The sequence below is a fragment of the Sneathiella sp. HT1-7 genome (assembly GCF_020731145.1).
Lineage (GTDB): Bacteria > Pseudomonadota > Alphaproteobacteria > Sneathiellales > Sneathiellaceae > Sneathiella.
Map to the genome: position 1 here is coordinate 13048 of NZ_JAJFZN010000001.1, position 17958 is coordinate 31005.

Annotated in this window: 19 protein-coding genes; 11 read left to right on the forward strand and 8 right to left on the reverse strand. The window is 50.2% G+C overall.

The window, feature by feature from the left end:
• Positions 1-56 precede the first annotated feature (56 nt).
• The 3 genes from ptsP to LKE13_RS00060 are packed head-to-tail and all read right to left on the reverse strand — an operon-like array spanning position 57 to position 4587.
• The gene (gene ptsP, locus LKE13_RS00050; protein WP_227947636.1) at positions 57-2321 is read right to left on the reverse strand and encodes a phosphoenolpyruvate--protein phosphotransferase; all 2265 of its coding nucleotides are present in this window, start codon (positions 2319-2321) and stop codon (positions 57-59) included.
• Positions 2322-3365, reverse strand: a complete 1044-nt coding sequence (locus LKE13_RS00055) for an NAD(P)H-dependent flavin oxidoreductase (RefSeq protein WP_227947637.1) — start codon at positions 3363-3365, stop codon at positions 2322-2324.
• 1 nt (position 3366) lies between these two features.
• Positions 3367-4587 (reverse strand): aspartate kinase, encoded by a 1221-nt coding sequence (locus LKE13_RS00060; RefSeq protein ID WP_227947638.1) that lies wholly within the window; start codon positions 4585-4587, stop codon positions 3367-3369.
• Between the two features lie 180 nt (positions 4588-4767).
• Between LKE13_RS00060 and ubiG the strand changes: the two genes are divergently transcribed.
• From ubiG to mutT, 3 genes are all read left to right on the forward strand, one after another.
• Positions 4768-5526, forward strand: coding sequence for a bifunctional 2-polyprenyl-6-hydroxyphenol methylase/3-demethylubiquinol 3-O-methyltransferase UbiG (gene ubiG / locus LKE13_RS00065; protein ID WP_227947639.1), 759 nt, complete (start codon positions 4768-4770; stop codon positions 5524-5526).
• Between the two features lie 78 nt (positions 5527-5604).
• A complete protein-coding gene (argJ, locus tag LKE13_RS00070; RefSeq protein WP_227947640.1) occupies positions 5605-6837 on the forward strand; it encodes a bifunctional glutamate N-acetyltransferase/amino-acid acetyltransferase ArgJ in 1233 nt (410 codons plus the stop codon).
• 4 nt (positions 6838-6841) lie between these two features.
• Positions 6842-7252, forward strand: a complete 411-nt coding sequence (gene mutT, locus LKE13_RS00075; RefSeq protein WP_227947641.1) for an 8-oxo-dGTP diphosphatase MutT — start codon at positions 6842-6844, stop codon at positions 7250-7252.
• 213 nt (positions 7253-7465) lie between these two features.
• On the opposite strand, the gene LKE13_RS00080 is transcribed toward mutT, so the two are convergent.
• Both LKE13_RS00080 and LKE13_RS00085 read right to left on the reverse strand, forming a co-directional pair.
• Positions 7466-7876 (reverse strand): hypothetical protein, encoded by a 411-nt coding sequence (locus tag LKE13_RS00080; RefSeq protein ID WP_227947642.1) that lies wholly within the window; start codon positions 7874-7876, stop codon positions 7466-7468.
• A gap of 117 nt (positions 7877-7993) precedes the next feature.
• Positions 7994-8890 (reverse strand): methyltransferase domain-containing protein, encoded by an 897-nt coding sequence (locus LKE13_RS00085; protein ID WP_227947643.1) that lies wholly within the window; start codon positions 8888-8890, stop codon positions 7994-7996.
• A gap of 112 nt (positions 8891-9002) precedes the next feature.
• On the opposite strand from LKE13_RS00085, the gene LKE13_RS00090 reads away from it, so the two are divergent.
• From LKE13_RS00090 to LKE13_RS00100, 3 genes are read left to right on the forward strand one after another with little or no spacing between them, the layout of a single operon-like run.
• Complete coding sequence (locus LKE13_RS00090; RefSeq protein ID WP_227947644.1) at positions 9003-9767, forward strand: ComF family protein; 765 nt, start codon at positions 9003-9005, stop codon at positions 9765-9767.
• 45 nt (positions 9768-9812) lie between these two features.
• Complete coding sequence (grxC, locus tag LKE13_RS00095) at positions 9813-10073, forward strand: glutaredoxin 3 (protein ID WP_227947645.1); 261 nt, start codon at positions 9813-9815, stop codon at positions 10071-10073.
• Between the two features lie 18 nt (positions 10074-10091).
• Positions 10092-10946 (forward strand): carbon-nitrogen hydrolase family protein, encoded by an 855-nt coding sequence (locus LKE13_RS00100; protein ID WP_227947646.1) that lies wholly within the window; start codon positions 10092-10094, stop codon positions 10944-10946.
• A 2-nt stretch (positions 10947-10948) separates the two neighbouring features.
• Here LKE13_RS00100 and LKE13_RS00105 read toward each other — a convergent pair whose 3' ends face one another.
• A complete protein-coding gene (locus LKE13_RS00105) occupies positions 10949-11461 on the reverse strand; it encodes a class I SAM-dependent methyltransferase (protein ID WP_227947647.1) in 513 nt (170 codons plus the stop codon).
• A gap of 98 nt (positions 11462-11559) precedes the next feature.
• Between LKE13_RS00105 and LKE13_RS00110 the strand changes: the two genes are divergently transcribed.
• Complete coding sequence (locus tag LKE13_RS00110) at positions 11560-12009, forward strand: DUF1178 family protein (protein WP_227947648.1); 450 nt, start codon at positions 11560-11562, stop codon at positions 12007-12009.
• Positions 12010-12085: 76 nt separating this feature from the next.
• Here the strand turns inward: LKE13_RS00110 and LKE13_RS00115 are convergent, their stop codons facing one another.
• Positions 12086-13042, reverse strand: a complete 957-nt coding sequence (locus LKE13_RS00115) for a peptidylprolyl isomerase (RefSeq protein WP_227947649.1) — start codon at positions 13040-13042, stop codon at positions 12086-12088.
• A gap of 325 nt (positions 13043-13367) precedes the next feature.
• On the opposite strand from LKE13_RS00115, the gene secA reads away from it, so the two are divergent.
• From secA to LKE13_RS00135, 4 genes are all read left to right on the forward strand, one after another.
• The gene (gene secA / locus LKE13_RS00120; RefSeq protein WP_227947650.1) at positions 13368-16049 is read left to right on the forward strand and encodes a preprotein translocase subunit SecA; all 2682 of its coding nucleotides are present in this window, start codon (positions 13368-13370) and stop codon (positions 16047-16049) included.
• Positions 16050-16083: 34 nt separating this feature from the next.
• Positions 16084-16542 (forward strand): TerB family tellurite resistance protein, encoded by a 459-nt coding sequence (locus LKE13_RS00125; protein WP_227947651.1) that lies wholly within the window; start codon positions 16084-16086, stop codon positions 16540-16542.
• Between the two features lie 117 nt (positions 16543-16659).
• Complete coding sequence (gene fdxA, locus LKE13_RS00130) at positions 16660-16998, forward strand: ferredoxin FdxA (RefSeq protein ID WP_227947652.1); 339 nt, start codon at positions 16660-16662, stop codon at positions 16996-16998.
• A gap of 273 nt (positions 16999-17271) precedes the next feature.
• The gene (locus LKE13_RS00135) at positions 17272-17769 is read left to right on the forward strand and encodes a CarD family transcriptional regulator (RefSeq protein ID WP_227947653.1); all 498 of its coding nucleotides are present in this window, start codon (positions 17272-17274) and stop codon (positions 17767-17769) included.
• Here the strand turns inward: LKE13_RS00135 and LKE13_RS00140 are convergent.
• Positions 17745-17957 (reverse strand): hypothetical protein, encoded by a 213-nt coding sequence (locus LKE13_RS00140; protein WP_227947654.1) that lies wholly within the window; start codon positions 17955-17957, stop codon positions 17745-17747. The genes LKE13_RS00135 and LKE13_RS00140 overlap by 25 nt on opposite strands.
• Position 17958 lies beyond the last annotated feature (1 nt).

Below are 17958 nucleotides of genomic sequence, written 5' to 3' on the forward strand. Positions count from 1 at the left end.
AACTCGTCTCAACAGCTTATTCGCCATTATCGGCGAAAATAAGGAAAGTTCAATCTCTATATTATTATTGAATGATCACGGGCAAAGGCGCGCAATTGATCACGTACTGAATGATCCCGGGATTGACAAAGCCCGCGGACAAAATTCTGCAATTTATTGATATCTGCACTCAACGCCATCTCCTTCACCCGCCCCAGAGTTTCAGACGACATGGAAAAATTCCGATACCCCAAGCCGAGCAAAGCCATCGCTTCCAGAGGGCGACCGGCAATATCTCCGCATATGGAAAATGGCTTTCCCGCCTGCTCGCAATGCTCCGCGATATTACGCAAAAGTAACAAAAGGCTAGGGCTCAGTGTGTCATAGCGATCGCTTATCTTCGGATTACCGCGGTCAACCGCAAAAAAGAACTGCATCAGGTCATTTGATCCAACAGAAATGAAATCTACTTCTTTCAACAGGTGCGGCAGTTGCCAAACAATTGAGGGAACCTCAATCATGGTACCAACATTTACCTTCGTCGGCGGCCCGGCTTTGCGTTGCACAGCGCGCTCTAACTCCTTATTGAGGATTGCCTTAGCCTCAACAAACTCAGCCACTTCCGCAATCATCGGAAACATAAGCGACAGCTCGCGTCCAGCCGCAGCCTGAACCAGAGCCCTAAGTTGACTTCTTAGCAAAGCGGGACGATCAAGCCCGATCCGAATAGCGCGCCAGCCAAGCGCCGGGTTTTCTTCAGGCTTGGTTTTAAGATATGGCAGAAGCTTGTCTCCACCGATATCAAGCGTACGAAAAACAACTGGCTTTCCGTCCATCTTGTCCAGGACACGCGAATAAAGCTCCGTCTGTTCGTCGACCTTCGGCATCTGCGAACGAACCATAAATTGCAGCTCGGTTCGAAACAGACCAATTCCATCGGCACCAAGCTCCGGGAAATGATCGATATCGATGAGCAGCCCGGCATTAACATTCAAACTAAGCGGCACCCCATCCTTAGAAATATTCGGTTTGTCACGAAGAGCCGCATATTTTGCCTGCTGTTGTGCACGCTGACGCTGGCTTCGAGAGAAAGCCTGCTGGACATCATCTCCGGGGCGCAGGAATACCTGACCATGCTCCCCATCGACGAGCATCAAATCTCCTTGCTCCACATTTTCTCGCACATCCGCGCACTGGCCAACTACCGGAACACCAAGAGCCCGCGCCACGATCGCAACATGGCTGGATCGAGTCCCTTCTACCAGCACAACAGCTTTCAGGCGGCGGCGATCATAGTCGAGCAATTCGGCCGCCCCCATGTTCCGCGCGACCACGACCGTATCTTTTTCTAGATTTCGCCGATCAATTTGTGAACGCCCGTCCAGATGAAGATAAAGCCGATTGGCAAGATCTTCGAGTTCCGATAACCGCTCGCGAAGGTACGGGTCAATGATTTCCTTCATCCGTGCGCGAGTATCGTCCTGAACGCGCTTGATCGCGGCCTCCGCGGTTAGACCGGTGTTAACTGCCTCCCGCAATTTTTTTAGCCAGCCCTTATCATGGGCAAACATTTTATAGGCTTCAAAAATTTCCTTGGATTCATCCTTGAAGAGAGTATTCGTGGCAACGAGTAACTTATCGACCGAGCTTTGCAGGGCATTAACAGCAGAATCTAACCTGGCAAGCTCTTTTGCACGATTGCTTGAGATAGCATGAACGACCTCGATCCGGGGTTCATGAAGCAGGGCGATGCCGGCGCCAAGCCCTTCCGCCAACACCCGCCCATTAATATGGTGAGGTAAGGTTGCATTTCCGGCAGCATCCGAAAATTCTGTCGCCGCGACCATCTGTTCGGAACTGACCAGCTCCGCTACGACCATGGCAACGGTCTGCAGCGCCTCTACTTCCTCATCAGTGTAGGATCGCCGTGTTCTGTTCTGTACCGCTAGTACGCCGATAACCCGTCCGCCGCGCAGGATAGGCGTACCAAGGAGGGAATGATATTCTTCCTCCCCTGTTTCCGGGCGATACGCAAATTGCGGATGCGACTGCGCATCAGATAGATTGAGAGGTCGTGCACGCGCGGCGATATCACCGACGAGACCTTCGCCAAAGCGCAGGCGAGTGTGATGAACGGAATTTTGTTTGAGGCCTTCAGTCGCGTAAAGTTCGAGCACATCCCCTGCCCGACGCAAGTAGCAGGAGCAAACCTCGGCGATCATATTACTGGCGATCAGTCGGACAATTTCATTTAGACGCTGTTCCGCATCTCCCCTCCCCGCCATAACCTGATGGAGTTTGCGTAGCAGCAATCTCGGCGCACTGATCCCCAGACCGCTCATTTATGAACTGTCCCTTTGATCTCCATGATTTTCGAAAGAGTCACGCGCCTGACTCACGAGTTCTTCCATAATCTCCTCGATTGATTGTTCTTTCTTGACCATGCCGACGCTCTGGCCTGCCATGACAGATCCAAATTCAACATCACCATCAATAACTGCCCGGCGCAAGGCTCCCGCCCAGAAATGCTCGATAGCAAGCTGGGCCGTTTCCAGGTCCATTTCGCCTGACTTATATTTTGCGATCATCTCATGTTGCGTTTCTATGAATTTCTTGCCGCCCTCATTGTTGAGCGCTCGGACAGGAATTACAGGAAACAACGGATCAACCTGCACCGTCGTCACGGCATCGCGAGCATTCGCCCGCATGAAGGCCTTCTTGAATGCCGGATGAGCAATGGATTCATTTGAACAAACAAACCGGGTGCCTAGCTGGCAACCAGCCGCGCCCATCCTAAGATAGGTAGCGATTGCCTCACCGCGGCCAATGCCGCCCGCAACAAAAACAGGAACGTCTGTAATATTCGGCAAAATTTCCTGTGCCAGAACACTTGTCGAAACTGGTCCAATATGACCACCCGCCTCCATCCCCTCAATGACCAGCGCATCAGCGCCAGTGCGGATAAGCTTTTTCCCGAGCGCTAAGGTTGGTGTAAAACAAACGGTTTTCGCGCCACCTTCCTTGATTTTTAGAATGGTTTCTTTTGACGGCACTCCACCAGCGAGAACCACATGGCCCACATTAAGCGCCAAGCAAACATCAACCAGTTTATCAAGGTCCGGATGCATGGTAATCAGATTAACGCCGAAGGGTTTATCGGTTAGCGCCTGCGTTGCCTTGATTTCCGCTTCCAGAAGATCGGGCGTCATGGCCCCACAGGCGATAACGCCAAACCCGCCGGCATTAGAGATTGCGGCCACAAGGTTCCGCTCAGAGACCCAGGACATTGCCCCGCCAAGTATAGCGTATTTCGTTCCAAGAAACTCACAACCGCGCGCCCAGCCAGCGTCCAGCTGTTCCGCGCCATTTATTACAAGATCACCCATATTAATCCGCATCCAGTCCAAAGGCCGTGTGCAAGGTTCTTACGGCTAGCTCTGTATATTCCTCGGCCAAGAGGACACTCACTTTGATTTCAGAAGTCGAGATAACCTGTATATTGATCCCCTTCTCTGCCAGAGCGGCAAACATCGTTTTGGCTACGCCCGCATGGCTGCGCATTCCCATACCGACGATAGAAACCTTGACGACATTCGAGTCCGGGACAATCGCCTTGCAAGAAACTTCGCCTTTAAGCTTCTCCAGCACGCTCATGGCCTGATCGATCTCTTTCTGGCCAACCGTGAAGGTCAGGTCTGTTGCCCGACCATCTTCCGATACGTTCTGGACAATCATATCGACATTGACATTCGCATCCGCCAGCGTCCCGAAGACCAGCGCCGCCACACCCGGTCGATCTGCAACCTGCTGCAGTGTTACCTTGGCTTCGTCACGAGTGTAGGTAACGCCGCTTACAACCTGATGTTCCACAATATCTTCCTCATCTACAACCAATGTTCCAGGTTTATCTTCGAAACTGGACAGCACCTGCAACTTCACCCGATGCTTCATCGCCATCTCGACAGATCGCGTTTGCAGAACCTTTGCGCCGAGGGACGCCAGTTCGAGCATTTCCTCATAAGTAATTTTATCAAGTTTCGCTGCTTTTGTCGCGATCCGCGGATCGGCGGTATAGATACCGTCAACGTCTGTATAAATATCACATCGATCGGCATCCAGTGCAGCGGCCAATGCCACTGCCGACGTATCAGAGCCACCTCGACCAAGGGTGGTAATGCGATTGTCAGTGCCAACACCTTGAAAGCCTGCACAAACGGCCACCTGCTTCTCGGCAAAGCGTTTAATAATTTCGCTACAATCGATACTCTCAATCCGTGCTGCGCCATGAACTGCATTCGTTTTTACAGGAACCTGCCAGCCAAGCCAGGACCGGGCCGAAATTCCGAGATCCTGCAGCGCAAGTGACAAAAGGCCGATGGTAACCTGCTCTCCACTGGAAACAACGACGTCATATTCCCGGGCGTCATGCAGACTGGAAATTTCAGATACGAGCCCGACGAGCCGATTAGTATCACCCGACATAGCTGAGACAACCACTGCTACTTCATGGCCGGCGTCTACTTCTCGCTTTACTTTGCGCGCAACATTCTTGATCCGCTCTACCGTACCAACAGAAGTGCCGCCAAATTTCATTACCAGCCGTGCCATGGCCGCATTACCTCTCCCCCCGCCTGTCGCGAGGGCCTAAATATTATCTAGAAGTCACAATTACCCTTTGGTCTTAAAGGAGCGTATACTTATACTTAACAAGGGGTGCGGGGCAAGCACTGCGATGGTTTTTATTGTAAAAGAACAACTTTTATTAAGGCATATGACGACGAGGTAATTATGGATAACACAGTCAAGGCGAAATCAGTAGATCCGGCAGAAATTGCCAATTTCGCCGCGATGGCGGATGAATGGTGGGATGAAAACGGCAAGTTCAAACCACTTCACAAGTTCAATCCGATTCGGATCGGCTACATCCGTGATACTGTAATTGACCATTTCCGCCTGCAAACAGATGATGCCATTGTCAAGCTGAAGCCCTTTCAGGGATTGCGTATCCTTGATATCGGATGTGGAGGCGGCTTACTGTCTGAACCGATGGCGCGCCTCGGCGCGGATGTCGTCGCGGCGGACGCGTCAGAGAAAAATATTCAGATTGCAAAAGTGCATGCGGAAAAATCCGGCCTGCAAATCGATTATCGGCACACAACAGCCGAGGATCTTGCGGACGCAGGGGAGCAGTTTGATGTCATCTTGAATATGGAAGTGATAGAGCATGTCGCCGATATTGAAGGTTTTATTGAGGCCTGCTCCACCATGCTCAAGCCCGGCGGTATCATGTTTATTGCGACATTGAACCGCACGGCCAAGAGCTTTGCCTTCGCAATTGTCGGTGCAGAGTATGTCCTCCGCTGGCTGCCCAAAGGCACGCATAACTGGAAAAAATTCTTGAAACCATCCGAAGTTGCACGGCTTGTTCGCAATAATAATCTATCCGTCCGCGATATTTCCGGTGCAACCTACAATCCTTTTGAAAATCGCTGGCACTTGAGCATGGATCTCAGTGTCAATTACATGATTGCTGCAGCAAAATTGTAATAACCCCTTGTAAATCCTGATTGACCCGCCAATGCTATATGCCTTATTTGGGTGTGCTTTTTAACGAAGAGATTTCTTATGGCATTGAAAAAATCCCCCCTCGCGCCCGGGGCATTTCCTGACTTACCGGAAATTTCTGGTGTTAGATTTGCAAGTGGCAACTCCGGTATGCGCTATAAAGGGCGCGACGATGTCATGCTGGCAGAGTTTGACCCCGAGACAACTGTTGCTGGCGTCTTCACGAAAAATGCCATGCCCGGTGCTCCCGTTGACTGGGGACGGAAAATACTTCCCGCGGGACAGGCACGCGGACTTGTTGTTAATGCTGGAATAGCGAACGTCTTTACCGGTGCTGCAGGCAAAAAGACGGTGGAAGATACCGCCGCCACCGCCGCACAATTGCTGAACGCCTCACCTGAACATATCTACGTTGCCTCCACGGGTGTGATCGGCGACCTTGTTCCGACCGAGAAAATAACAAATCTGCTACCTCGCCTCGCAGAAGACCTTTCAGCGGATGCCGGCGAAGCCGCCGCGAATTGCATTTTAACAACTGATACATTTGCGAAAGGCGCTGTCGCTACCGCAAAAATTGGTGACAGGTTAGTTACGATTAGCGGCTTTGCTAAAGGATCAGGCATGATCGCCCCCGATATGGCGACGATGCTTGCTTTTCTGTTTACAGACGCGGCGGTCCCTGCGCCAATCCTTCAGCAGCTATTGAGCGAAGCGAATGAGAAAAGCTTTAATTGCGTCACGGTCGATTCTGATACGTCAACAAGCGACACTGTTCTGGTTTTCGCTACCGGACGTGCGCAGAACGAAATACCCGCAACCGCGATGGATGGCAGCCTTGGCGACTTTAAACGCGCCTTGCTTGATGTGATGGCAAACCTCGCCCAGCAAGTTGCGAGAGACGGCGAAGGGGCCAGCAAGTTTATTACCGTCAAAGTCACCGGCGCAGAAAGCGATGCATCGGCCAAGACAATTGCGCTGGCCATTGCGAATTCCCCTCTGGTGAAGACGGCTATCGCGGGCGAAGATGCCAACTGGGGCCGGATTATCATGGCTGTGGGAAAATCAGGAGAAAAAGCCAATCGCGACAAAATGAGCCTTGAAATCGGAGGTGTTATCATTGCCGAAAATGGCGCTCGCGCCACGACATATCAAGAAGAAGACGTCATACCTCACATGACAGGCACGGAAATCGAGATAGACGTTGATGTAGCGGTCGGCGACGGAAGTGCCTTCGCTTGGACCTGCGATCTCACCCATGGTTATATCGAGATCAATGCCGATTACCGAAGCTAATCCGATGATGACTTCCAGACCGACAATCCTCGTGGCCGCCGTCGCCCTTGTGGATGATGAGAATCGCGTCCTCATTGCCCAGCGCCCCGAAGGCAAGAGTATGGCCGGGCTTTGGGAATTTCCGGGAGGCAAGGTTGAGCCCGGGGAAACACCAGAGATCGCTCTGATCCGTGAACTACAGGAAGAACTCGCCATCGATGTGACGGAGGCCTGCCTTGCCCCCTTTACTTTCGCCAGCCATCTTTATGAGAAATTCCATCTATTGATGCCGCTTTATGTTTGTCGCCGCTGGCACGGCATACCAAGTCCGGCGGAAGGGCAAACCCTTAAATGGGTGCGCGCCAATCGGCTTAATGAGTATGAGATGCCGCCAGCCGATGTCCCGCTGATCGCGATGCTGCGAGATTTACTTTAAGACAAACGGTCGATTAGAGCAGAGAATCAAAAAGGTCGGCATTTGGACTTTCTCCTCATCCAAAAGCCGACCCGAGCAACCTAACTCTCCCTAAAAAGAGCCAGAACTCCGGGCAGGCACCAACTCACCCGTCGTTCCTTCTAGGTGTACAAAGGAAATTACAAACAAAAATGCTTGCTATGGCAACTGTTTTTATTGCCACTAGTGGTCAGGTTAACCCTTCGCCTTTTGAAGTTGCCGTGCCACTTCTAGAATAAGATCTCGAGTTTCTTCATACATATCAATGGATAGGTCTGTATATTCCTGGGTCGGTTTCACTAGGGTGCGACGGAGATCATTCTCATCTCTTTCAAGCACGACCTGTTCTTTCGTCACCATTTTTTGAAGGGTTTTTTGCAGGCTGGAACGGCCAAGGCCTGTAACCGAAGCCAGTGTTTCCAGATCAATCTCCTTCTGAGTGATACGACGATAACTAAGCGCCAAGCCAACAAGATAACGATTTTTTGATGGCTCGGGATCCCGTCGCGCCCGAATGGTCCGAATTTCAGCCCAGAAATCGCTCAGAACCCTATACTCTTCGGCGTTTAATTTCCGCCCACCCAGAATTTCTTCAATTGTACGCATATAAACACCGCTCGTGATCAGACATTGCATTAAATATGGATAACACTATCCGGTCACTTAGCTGCGAATCACAACCGTTACCAAGTAAAATATTTCTTTTGTCGCATTCCGGAAAAGTTACTTTTCCAAATAATCCCTGAGATTAGCCTTCGCACTACCGCGAGCAATCGGCTTTTGCTGGCTTTCATGGGGTGCCCAGCCAGACATATAGATAATCTGGAATGTCGCAGGAATGCGCCCATCCGCATCCGCATAATTCTCAATATACAGTTCCGCGGTACGGAGCATTATCCGACGCTGTGTAAAATGTTTCTGCCGCGAGATGAGAGCGTTTGTTTCTCCCAAGCCGCGCAACTCATGCATCAACGCAAAAGGATGTTCATACTTCAGCGTTATTAAATCAGTATCCGTGACCGGAAGGGCCAAACCAGCCCGCTGAAGCAGGGACCCGGCATCCTTGATCTCGGTAAAGGGGGAAATACGAGGACTAACACCGCCCGTGATTTCAGATTCCGCCTCGATCAGACAGGCCTTCAACTCCTGTAAACTTTCAATTCCAAACAGCGCCCCAAGAAAAAGCCCGTTTGGTTTCAGCGATCTTGCCGCTTGTGACAGCGCACCGGGCAGGTCATTCGTCCAATGAAGACCAAGGACACTACCCACAAGATCGAATGAGTTTTCCTTGAACGGAAGAAATTCTTCATCGGCCACAATGGCAGCGTTTGTCGCGTTATCCAGCATTGCCTCTGTAAGGTCGGTACGAATAACCCTGTCCGCCTTTTTCATCGCAATTAGCTTTTCACCGAACACACCATCCCGTCCGCCAAGATCTAGCGCGAGACTGAAGGAATGATTGATATCGAGTAGCCGTTCCGCGAGCCGTTCCGCCACTTCGTTGAATAAAAATCGGTGATGCGGCCAATCGAGCTCAGCCGCGCGACGACGATGCTCAGCGACCAGTGTGCGATCAAAAAGGATCTGTTCAGGTGGAAGATGTGGTATTGTTCTTTTCATTTTGCGTTTATGGCACCTTCACTCTGCGGAAACAATCATGGACATAAATTAGCAAGTTTTTCGAACCAACTAATCATATTGATTTGATCATATTTGCCTTATACTCTCGGATATGAGCCTCTCCGCCACTACGCGCCTACTCACGCAGCTACAGAAAACGGCCCTGGACGCAATTTTCCCGCCAGGATGCGTTAGCTGTGCAGAACCGATTGATACACCTGGCAATCTATGTGGTCGCTGCTGGCCGGAGATGACATATATATCCGCACCCTATTGCGATATATGCGGCTTCCCGTTTGAGTATGATGCAGGCGATGGCTTCGTTTGCGCGACTTGCCTTAGACAACCACCTGTGTTTGCAAGAGCCCGCGCCGTCCTTAAATATGATGACGCAAGCCGAGACATGATCCTGGGATACAAGCATTCTGACCAGACAAATCGCGCGCCAACCTTTGCAAACTGGATGTCGCGCGCTGGGGCTGAACTCATCAACGACTGCGACGTCATTTGCCCTGTTCCCTTGCATCATAAAAGACTGATCAAGCGCCGCTTTAACCAATCGGCCCTGCTGGCAGGTGAAATCGGAAAACTTAATGACAAGCCGGTCATTCATGATTTACTCACGAGAAAACGCCCTACAAAATCCCAGGGAGGATTGAGCGCAAAAGCACGCCTGCGGAATGTACGGGGTGTGTTTGAAATTACTCCCGCCCGAAAAAACTCACTGGACGGAACAGTCGTGCTATTGATCGATGATGTTTTAACTACTGGTGCGACTGTCAACGCCTGTAGCAGGAGCCTCATAGAGGGAGGTGCTGCAAAAGTTGATGTTCTGACCTTCAGCCGGGTTGTTCGCGCCTCAAACACGGCTATATAGTACGAACAAGGGCGCGTAAAATTCTCTTAAGTAAAGAAGTAACCCATGAAAAATGTTGAAATATATACAACGATGTTTTGTCCCTTCTGCTCGCGTGCGAAGAAGCTACTCAAAAGCAAAGGCGTGAATTATAAAGAGATAGATGTCACAGTCGCGGGCGATCTTCGCGAAGAAATGACAAAGCGCGCGGGCGGCGCATATACTGTCCCGCAGATATTTGTCGATGGCGATCATATTGGCGATAGCGACTATATCCATATGCTTGATGCAAATGGAAAACTTGATAAAGTTTTGGGGATTAACTGACCCCGAAGGGAGAGAAAGATGTCATCGTTTACGGCAGCATGCGTGCAAATGACGAGCAAGGGCAACGTTCAGGAAAACCTTTATCTTGCGACGGCCCTGATTAGAGAGGCCGCAAGCGCCGGAGCGGACTTTATCGCAACGCCTGAGGTTACCAACATGCTGGAACCTCATAAGTCAGAAGCCCGTGCCAAGGCCCAATTTCAGGAAAATGATATCACCCTCAAGGCTTTTCGTGCCCTCGCGGAAGAAACTGGAAAGTGGATTCTCGCAGGTTCCCTTGTGATCAAAAACCCGGATGATGATCGCCTCGCCAACCGCTCTTTCCTGATACGCCCTGACGGGGACATAGCGGCGCAGTATGACAAGATCCATATGTTCGACGTAGAATTGGATACAGGAGAATCTCACAAAGAAAGTCGTGCTTATGCACCGGGCGATGCGGCACAACTGGCTGAAACGACGTGGGGCATGTTTGGAATGTCAGTCTGCTATGATGTGCGCTTTCCTCATTTGTACCAAAAACTTGCCCTTGCCGGCGCGGGTGTGTTGACAGTGCCGGCGGCCTTTACCGCAACGACGGGAGAAGCACATTGGCATATCCTTCTCCGCGCCCGGGCAATTGAAAACGGTGCGTTTGTGATAGCCCCGGCTCAATGCGGCCAGCATACAGAGAAACGACACACCTATGGCCACTCATTGATTATCGACCCATGGGGCAAGATTCTGGCGGAAGCCGGAGAAGAACCCGGGTTTGTTACGGCTGAGATCAACATGGCAGAGGTCACCAGACGGCGGCAACAAATCCCGAATTTGCGAAATATCCGGGATTTTTCCATGCACGCTCCTGACTCGGTTGCGGACGCAGCAGAATAGCCCTACTCAATCGGCTTTCGGGCGACGATGGATTGACGGCAAGCAGGGGTTGGCACGTCTACGCGCCCCTCGAAAAAATCAATTACATTGAGGTCACGACTAAAAACCTCAGCAAGCTCTCCCGGCGCTAATAGGAAATCTGGATTGCTCGGGCGACCGAATTTTTCATTCCCCCGTGCAAATGTGTCATATAGTAAAATTCCGCCCGGTGATAGCGCCGCTGCGATATCGGCAAACAATGGTCGCCAAAGATAATTGACTACAACAATACCCGCAAAAGAACCGTTAGAAAATGGCCAACTATTGTTTTCCAGATCAGCCTGGACAATCGAGAGGCCTTCCCGCCCCTCATAAGCCGCGACAGACGATGTGTCGATGTCAACGGCAGTCACCTTATAGCCGGTCTCAAGCAGATAAAGGCTATGTCGCCCCCCGCCGCAAGCAAGATCCAGTACTGGCTTTTCCTTTGGTATCAGCTGCGCATATTTCTCGATCCAAGGTGATATAGCCCGCATGAAACTCCCTTTTCAAACCGATAAGGACTTGTGTTTAACTGGAAAACGATTATCTCTTAATACGTACGGGATTTTCGTTTACATAACAAATTTTGCGAATGATAAAATACGATCTTAGATGTGAAAACGCCCATGTTTTCGAGGCATGGTTTAAGAACAGCGCCACTTATGACGAGCAGGCTGGCGTTGGGGATATTGTGTGCGCCGTGTGCGGATCCACCCACATTGAGAAAGCACCGATGGCTCCTGCCGTTCCGCGCAAAGGCACTTCTTCCCTCTCTAAACGCGAAGAAACAGCAAAGGCAGAAGCGAATAAAACCGCTATTGCTATGACGGCGCTTCGGCAGCTTCGGCAGCTTCGCAAAAACGTAGAAGAAAATTTTGATTATGTCGGCCCCCGTTTCGCGGAAGAGGCTCGTAAAATACACTATGGTGAAGTTGAGCAACATGGCATCTACGGAGAGGCCACGCCCGAGGAAAGCAGTGAACTCCGCGAAGAAGGTGTAGAGGTTGCCGAAATACCTTGGCTACCGACGACCGATGCCTGAACTTTTATACAGATCAAAATAAAAAGGCCCGGAAAGTTCCGGACCTTTTGAATGAAACGGGAAACTATAAAGCGGACTATTCAGTCTTGGTTTCTTCCGTTTTGCTTTCTTCCTTATTGCCGTCTTCTTTCGCTTTTTCTTCTTCAGTCGGCGACATCAGAATAATTGAGGCATCCGCCTTCAATTCTTCAAGCAACTTGTCGATAACAGAGCTACTGGCCTTCGAGCGCAATTCCGCCTCTTTCTCCTCAAAGGATGGAGCTTCCGTACTCCGCTTGTCTTCAGATTTGATGACATGATATCCGAACTGTGTTTTCACCGGGGTCTTTGTATACTCCCCGGGGTTTAGGCCAAAAGCGGCATCAGCAAATTCCGGCACCATGCTTCCTTTTGTGAAATAACCTAGGTCGCCGCCATTGGGACCGGACGGACCAGTTGAATATTCCTTCGCAAGCTCCTCGAAATTGCCGCCATCATCGAGCAATTTAATCATGTCATTAGCTTCTTCTTCAGTCTTGAGCAGAATATGCTTGGCATGAAGCTGTTCTTCGGGCGTAAAATCGGCAACGCTCTTGTTGTACTCTTCTTTTAAAAGCTCGTCTGTTACCAGTTCATCAATCTTGCTCGTGATGTAAAACTCCTGCATCAACTGATTGCGAACCGTGTCCATACGATCCTTAAACTCTTTCTGGTCTCCCATTTTTTCTGCTTCGGCAGCTTGGGAAATTACTTCCATGCTAATCATTTGCTGCAGCAATTGATCCTTAATGAATTCCATTGGTGCCTGACGATACTGCGCCGGCAATGAGGCGTAGAGCGCCTGAACATCCGACGACGTGATATTCTTGCCGTTCACCGTTGCCAGAACTTCACTGTCGGTCTCAGCTGATTTTTCGTCAGCTTTCATCTCTGCGGTCTCAGAGGCAATCATTTCAGCACCAGGCAATGAACCTCCTTGCGCGCCAACGTAATAGCCAATAACCAGGCAGAGCACTGCAACAACGGCCAGTGAAAAATAATGCAATGATTTCATAATTTTAAAATCCTAATTTGTATTTACGCACTCGAATGAGCCAAAGCGGCTTTCCTGCGCGCCAAGAGTTCAAGCGAATATAGTAATATTTCACATCAGAACAACCTTTCTTCCGGCGGGAGGATTTTTTTCCTTATTTTTGCCATCAAATACGGTGCTTTTCGCCTCTAGCGCGCCGGATAGATTGACATGGCCGCGCTGGCCCCTTATCTGTCAGCATATCCTTTAAAATAGTTTTTTCCTGATAGAAGAGACTATGTTTACATTATGCCTGCGCAAAATCGCGTATCCAGAAAAGCAACCCACGACTGGAGTTTAGTCAGATATGTTCGGTTCTATTGCCAAGAAGTTGTTCGGATCACCGAATGACAGGGCTCTTAAGGTCGTTCGAACCAAAGTTGACGAGATCAATGCGTTTGAGGAAAAAATCAAGCCATTGAGTGACGCCGAACTTATAGCGAAAACCCAAGAATTTAGGGATCGCATCGAAGCCGGAGCGAAACTGGATGACCTCTTGCCCGAGGCATTCGCCTGTGTTCGGGAAGCCGCTTGGCGCGCCCTTGGTGAGCGGCATTACGATGTCCAACTCCTTGGTGGCATTGTGCTGCATCAGGGCAAGATTACAGAAATGAAAACCGGTGAAGGTAAGACACTTGTGTCCACCTTGCCCGCTTATCTCAATGCCCTGACCGGCAAGGGTGTTCATGTAGTGACGGTGAACGACTACCTCGCCAGCCGCGATTCACAGTGGATGGGGCAAGTCTTTGCCAAGCTCGGCCTCACGGTCGGCTGTATCGTTCATGGTGTTGACGACGCAGAACGCCGCGCGGCCTATGCGGCCGATATCACCTACGGTACGAATAACGAATTCGGGTTTGATTATCTTCGCGATAACATGAAATTTGAAAAATCCGCCATGGTGCAGCGCGGATTTAATTTTGCCATCGTCGATGAGGTGGACAGCATCCTGATCGACGAAGCCCGAACACCACTTATTATTTCAGGCCCCGCAGAAGATTCATCCGATCTCTATCTTGCTATTGACGCCCTTATCCCCAGCTTAAAGGAAGATGACTACGAGATCGACGAAAAGGCAAAAACCGTTGGCTTTTCCGAAGATGGAACGGAAAATATCGAGCAAGTGCTAGAAGCCGCCGGATTACTTAAAGGCAGTAATCTTTATGACGTCGAGAATGTCACGATTGTCCATCACCTGAACCAGGCCCTGCGCGCGCATAAACTGTTCGAAAAAGACAAGGACTATATCGTCAAGGATGACAAGGTCATCATCATCGACGAATTCACTGGGCGCATGATGGAGGGCCGCCGTTTTTCCGAGGGTCTTCATCAAGCACTTGAAGCAAGGGAAAAGGTTACCATTCAGCCGGAAAACCAGACCCTCGCGTCAATTACCTTCCAGAATTATTTCCGCCTCTATGACAAACTCGCTGGGATGACCGGTACTGCCGCGACAGAGGCAGATGAGTTTCATGAAATCTACGGCCTTGAGGTCGTTGAAATTCCGACCAACGTTCCTGTCGCCCGTATTGACGCCGATGACGAGGTTTACCGGACGGCAGAAGAAAAGTATGATGCCATCGTCGTCACCATTGAAGAGTGCGCTAAAAGAGGTCAGCCAGTTCTCGTCGGGACGGTCTCCATTGAGAAATCGGAAATGCTTTCCGAACTTCTCAAAAAGAAGAAAATCCCTCATAAGGTCCTGAACGCCCGTTACCATGAACAGGAAGCCGAGATCATCAGTCAAGCCGGACGCGTTGGCGCCGTGACGATTGCAACCAACATGGCGGGCCGTGGTACGGACATCAAACTTGGTGGCAACGAAGAAATGATGATTGCAGCCAGAACCGCAGATCTCACGGATGAGACGGAAATTGCCAAAGTTGCGGTCGAATTGAAGGCGGAAATCGAGGAACAACGCAAGCAGGTCCTCGCCGCGGGCGGGCTTTTCGTTATCGGAACAGAGCGACACGAATCGCGGCGGATTGATAATCAGCTTCGGGGCCGTTCCGGGCGACAGGGTGATCCGGGCACATCACGTTTCTTCCTGTCCCTGCAGGATGATCTGATGCGCATTTTTGGCTCGGAACGCATGGATGGCATGCTGCGCAAGCTGGGGCTTGAAGACGGCGAGGCGATCATTCATCCCTGGATCAACAAGGCGCTTGAAAAAGCACAGCAAAAGGTTGAGGCACGCAACTACGAAATCCGTAAGAATCTGTTGAAATTCGATGACGTCATGAATGACCAGCGGAAAGTCATTTATGAACAACGCATTGAATTGATGGATACTCAGGATGTATCCGAGACGGTCAACACGATGCAGGAAGAAGTGATTGACGACCTTGTCGACGCCCATATTCCTCCAAAAGCCTATCCAGAACAATGGGATACCGAAGGTCTTAAGCAGGCCGTTGAGCGAATACTTGCGCTGGACCTGCCCATCGACGAATGGGCTGCTGAAGAAGGGATCGCTGACGAGGAAATCCGAGACCGCCTGAAGGATGCAACAAAGCGCAAAATGGCCGAAAAAGCCGTCCGCTACGGCTCTGAAGTCATGCGCATGGTTGAGAAAAGTATTTTACTGCAAATCCTCGATCAAGCGTGGAAGGATCACCTTCTGCAACTTGACCAGCTTCGCCAGGGCGTATCACTTCGGGCCTATGCCCAGAAAGACCCGCTCAATGAGTATAAGAGCGAAGCCTTCAACATGTTCGAAATGATGCTGAACCAGCTCCGCGAGACCGTGACGACCTATCTATCTCATGTTCAGCTTCAAAATCCCACCGAGCAACTGCAGCGCGAGGAACCGGACGAAAGTGAAATGACCACCACTCATATCGATCCGACAACCGGCGAAAACGAGTTTGAGACGGCGGAACTAAACCCGGAGGGAACCAACTCGGAAAACTGGGGCAAAGTGCGCCGGAATGCCCCCTGCCCTTGTGGTTCCGGTAAGAAATTCAAGCAATGCCACGGACGAGTTTGAAGAAAAAGCAAGTAACGCTGTATCAAGGCTGACAATGATTTCGTTTTTAAAGTCACTTCTATCTGAGAACAATGCAACCAAACCTGCGACGCAGGATGAGGCTCATATCGCGACAGCCGCGCTATTAATTGAGGCGGCCTTGTCGGATGACGATTATCAGGACGTGGAGCGAGATGCTATCGTCAACGTGCTGATCCGTCATTACAGTATATCGGATACGGATGCGCGGGAGCTGGTGCATGAAGCCGAACAAGCACAGGCCGCGTCGGAGCAGCTCTTTTATTTTACAAGGACCGTCAAAGACAGCTTTCCTGCTGAAACCCGCGTGCAAATGATCGAGATGCTTTGGGAAATTGCCTATGCGGACGGGGTGGTGAGTAAATTTGAGGCCAATCTAGTCCGCCGGATTGCTGGCCTCATTTACGTCAGTGACCGTGAACGCGGCGATGCCCGCAAAAGGGTGATCGCCCGTCTTGGAATCAAAGAGGATTGATTTTTCGACAACCTACATATTTTGGGGTTGTTTTTCCCCGTTATTAGCGATAATCCGTAATATGACATTAATGATGTCTTATGCGTATTGCTTTGATGAACTGGCTGGAGAATCTAAATGACCTACGTTGTTACCGAAAATTGCATCCGCTGCAAATATATGGACTGCGTGGAAGTCTGTCCGGTAGATTGTTTCTATGAAGGTGACAATATGCTGGTGATACATCCCGACGAATGTATCGATTGCGGTGTATGTGAACCTGAATGTCCTGCTGAAGCCATTCTACCTGATACGGAAGAAACCGCTGAAAAATTCCTCGACCTTAACCGAGAGTATTCGGAAATTTGGCCTAACATTACGCAGAAAGGCGAACCGCCGGCAGATTCAGAGGAATGGGACGGAAAGCCTAATAAGTATCCCGAAGAATTCAGCCCGAAACCCGGCGCTGAGGGATAATGGAGCGGGCCGCCCGCCCTTGGCACTCTTTAAGTCGCCACGATCTATGTAACAATATTAGCTTTTCGCGCAAAATTGTGCTATATTCCTTGCCATACTTCAGGTTTGCTTAGTGAGAATAGCGTATAAATGGCTTGCTTGGCCTATTAGCGCAAAATGTATCATGGCCTGATTTTGATGTTTAGTGTGAGTATTTGCAGCGCTGTAAATGCAGCGGTTTTTTTTGCGTTAATGCAAAAATATGAATTTCCGCGGTTGATGAGAAGGACTTAAATGACAAAAGAAATGGATTTTGCACCACTCGATCATGTGGTTTATCCGACCCACGGCGTTGGACAAGTTATCAGTATCGAAGAGCAGGAAATTTCCGGAATGGCGTTGACGCTTTATGTCGTCGATTTTGCCCATGAGAAGATGACGCTCCGCGTACCGATCAAACAGGCCAAGAACGTCGGAATGCGCCCCTTGTCGACACCGAAGAAGATGAAGAGTGCATTGGATACACTCAAAGGCCGCGCCCGTATCAAACGCACAATGTGGAGCCGCCGCGCTCAGGAGTATGAAGCAAAAATCAACTCCGGCGATCCAGTACAGATTGCAGAAGTTGTTCGGGATTTGCATCGCAATGAGGATCAACCCGATCAATCATACAGCGAGCGCCAGATTTATGAAGCGGCTCTTGTAAGGCTCTCACGTGAGCTTGCTGTCGTTGAACAGATCGAGGCGGATGCCGCCACGGAGAAGGTTCAGAAGGTACTAAAAGCTGCCTGACTTTCAATGACATAATATTCAAAAAGGGCCCGGAAGAAATTCCGGGCTTTTTTTGTATAAATTTGTCGTAATTTTCTTTGTTGGACTTGCCAAGCTCCCCCATAGGTTTCATTGTAACCAACTATGAAATCCAGAAAATACAAAGAAAAATTTGGATGCTTAACCGCCTCTAAAAGAGTATGGGCCATT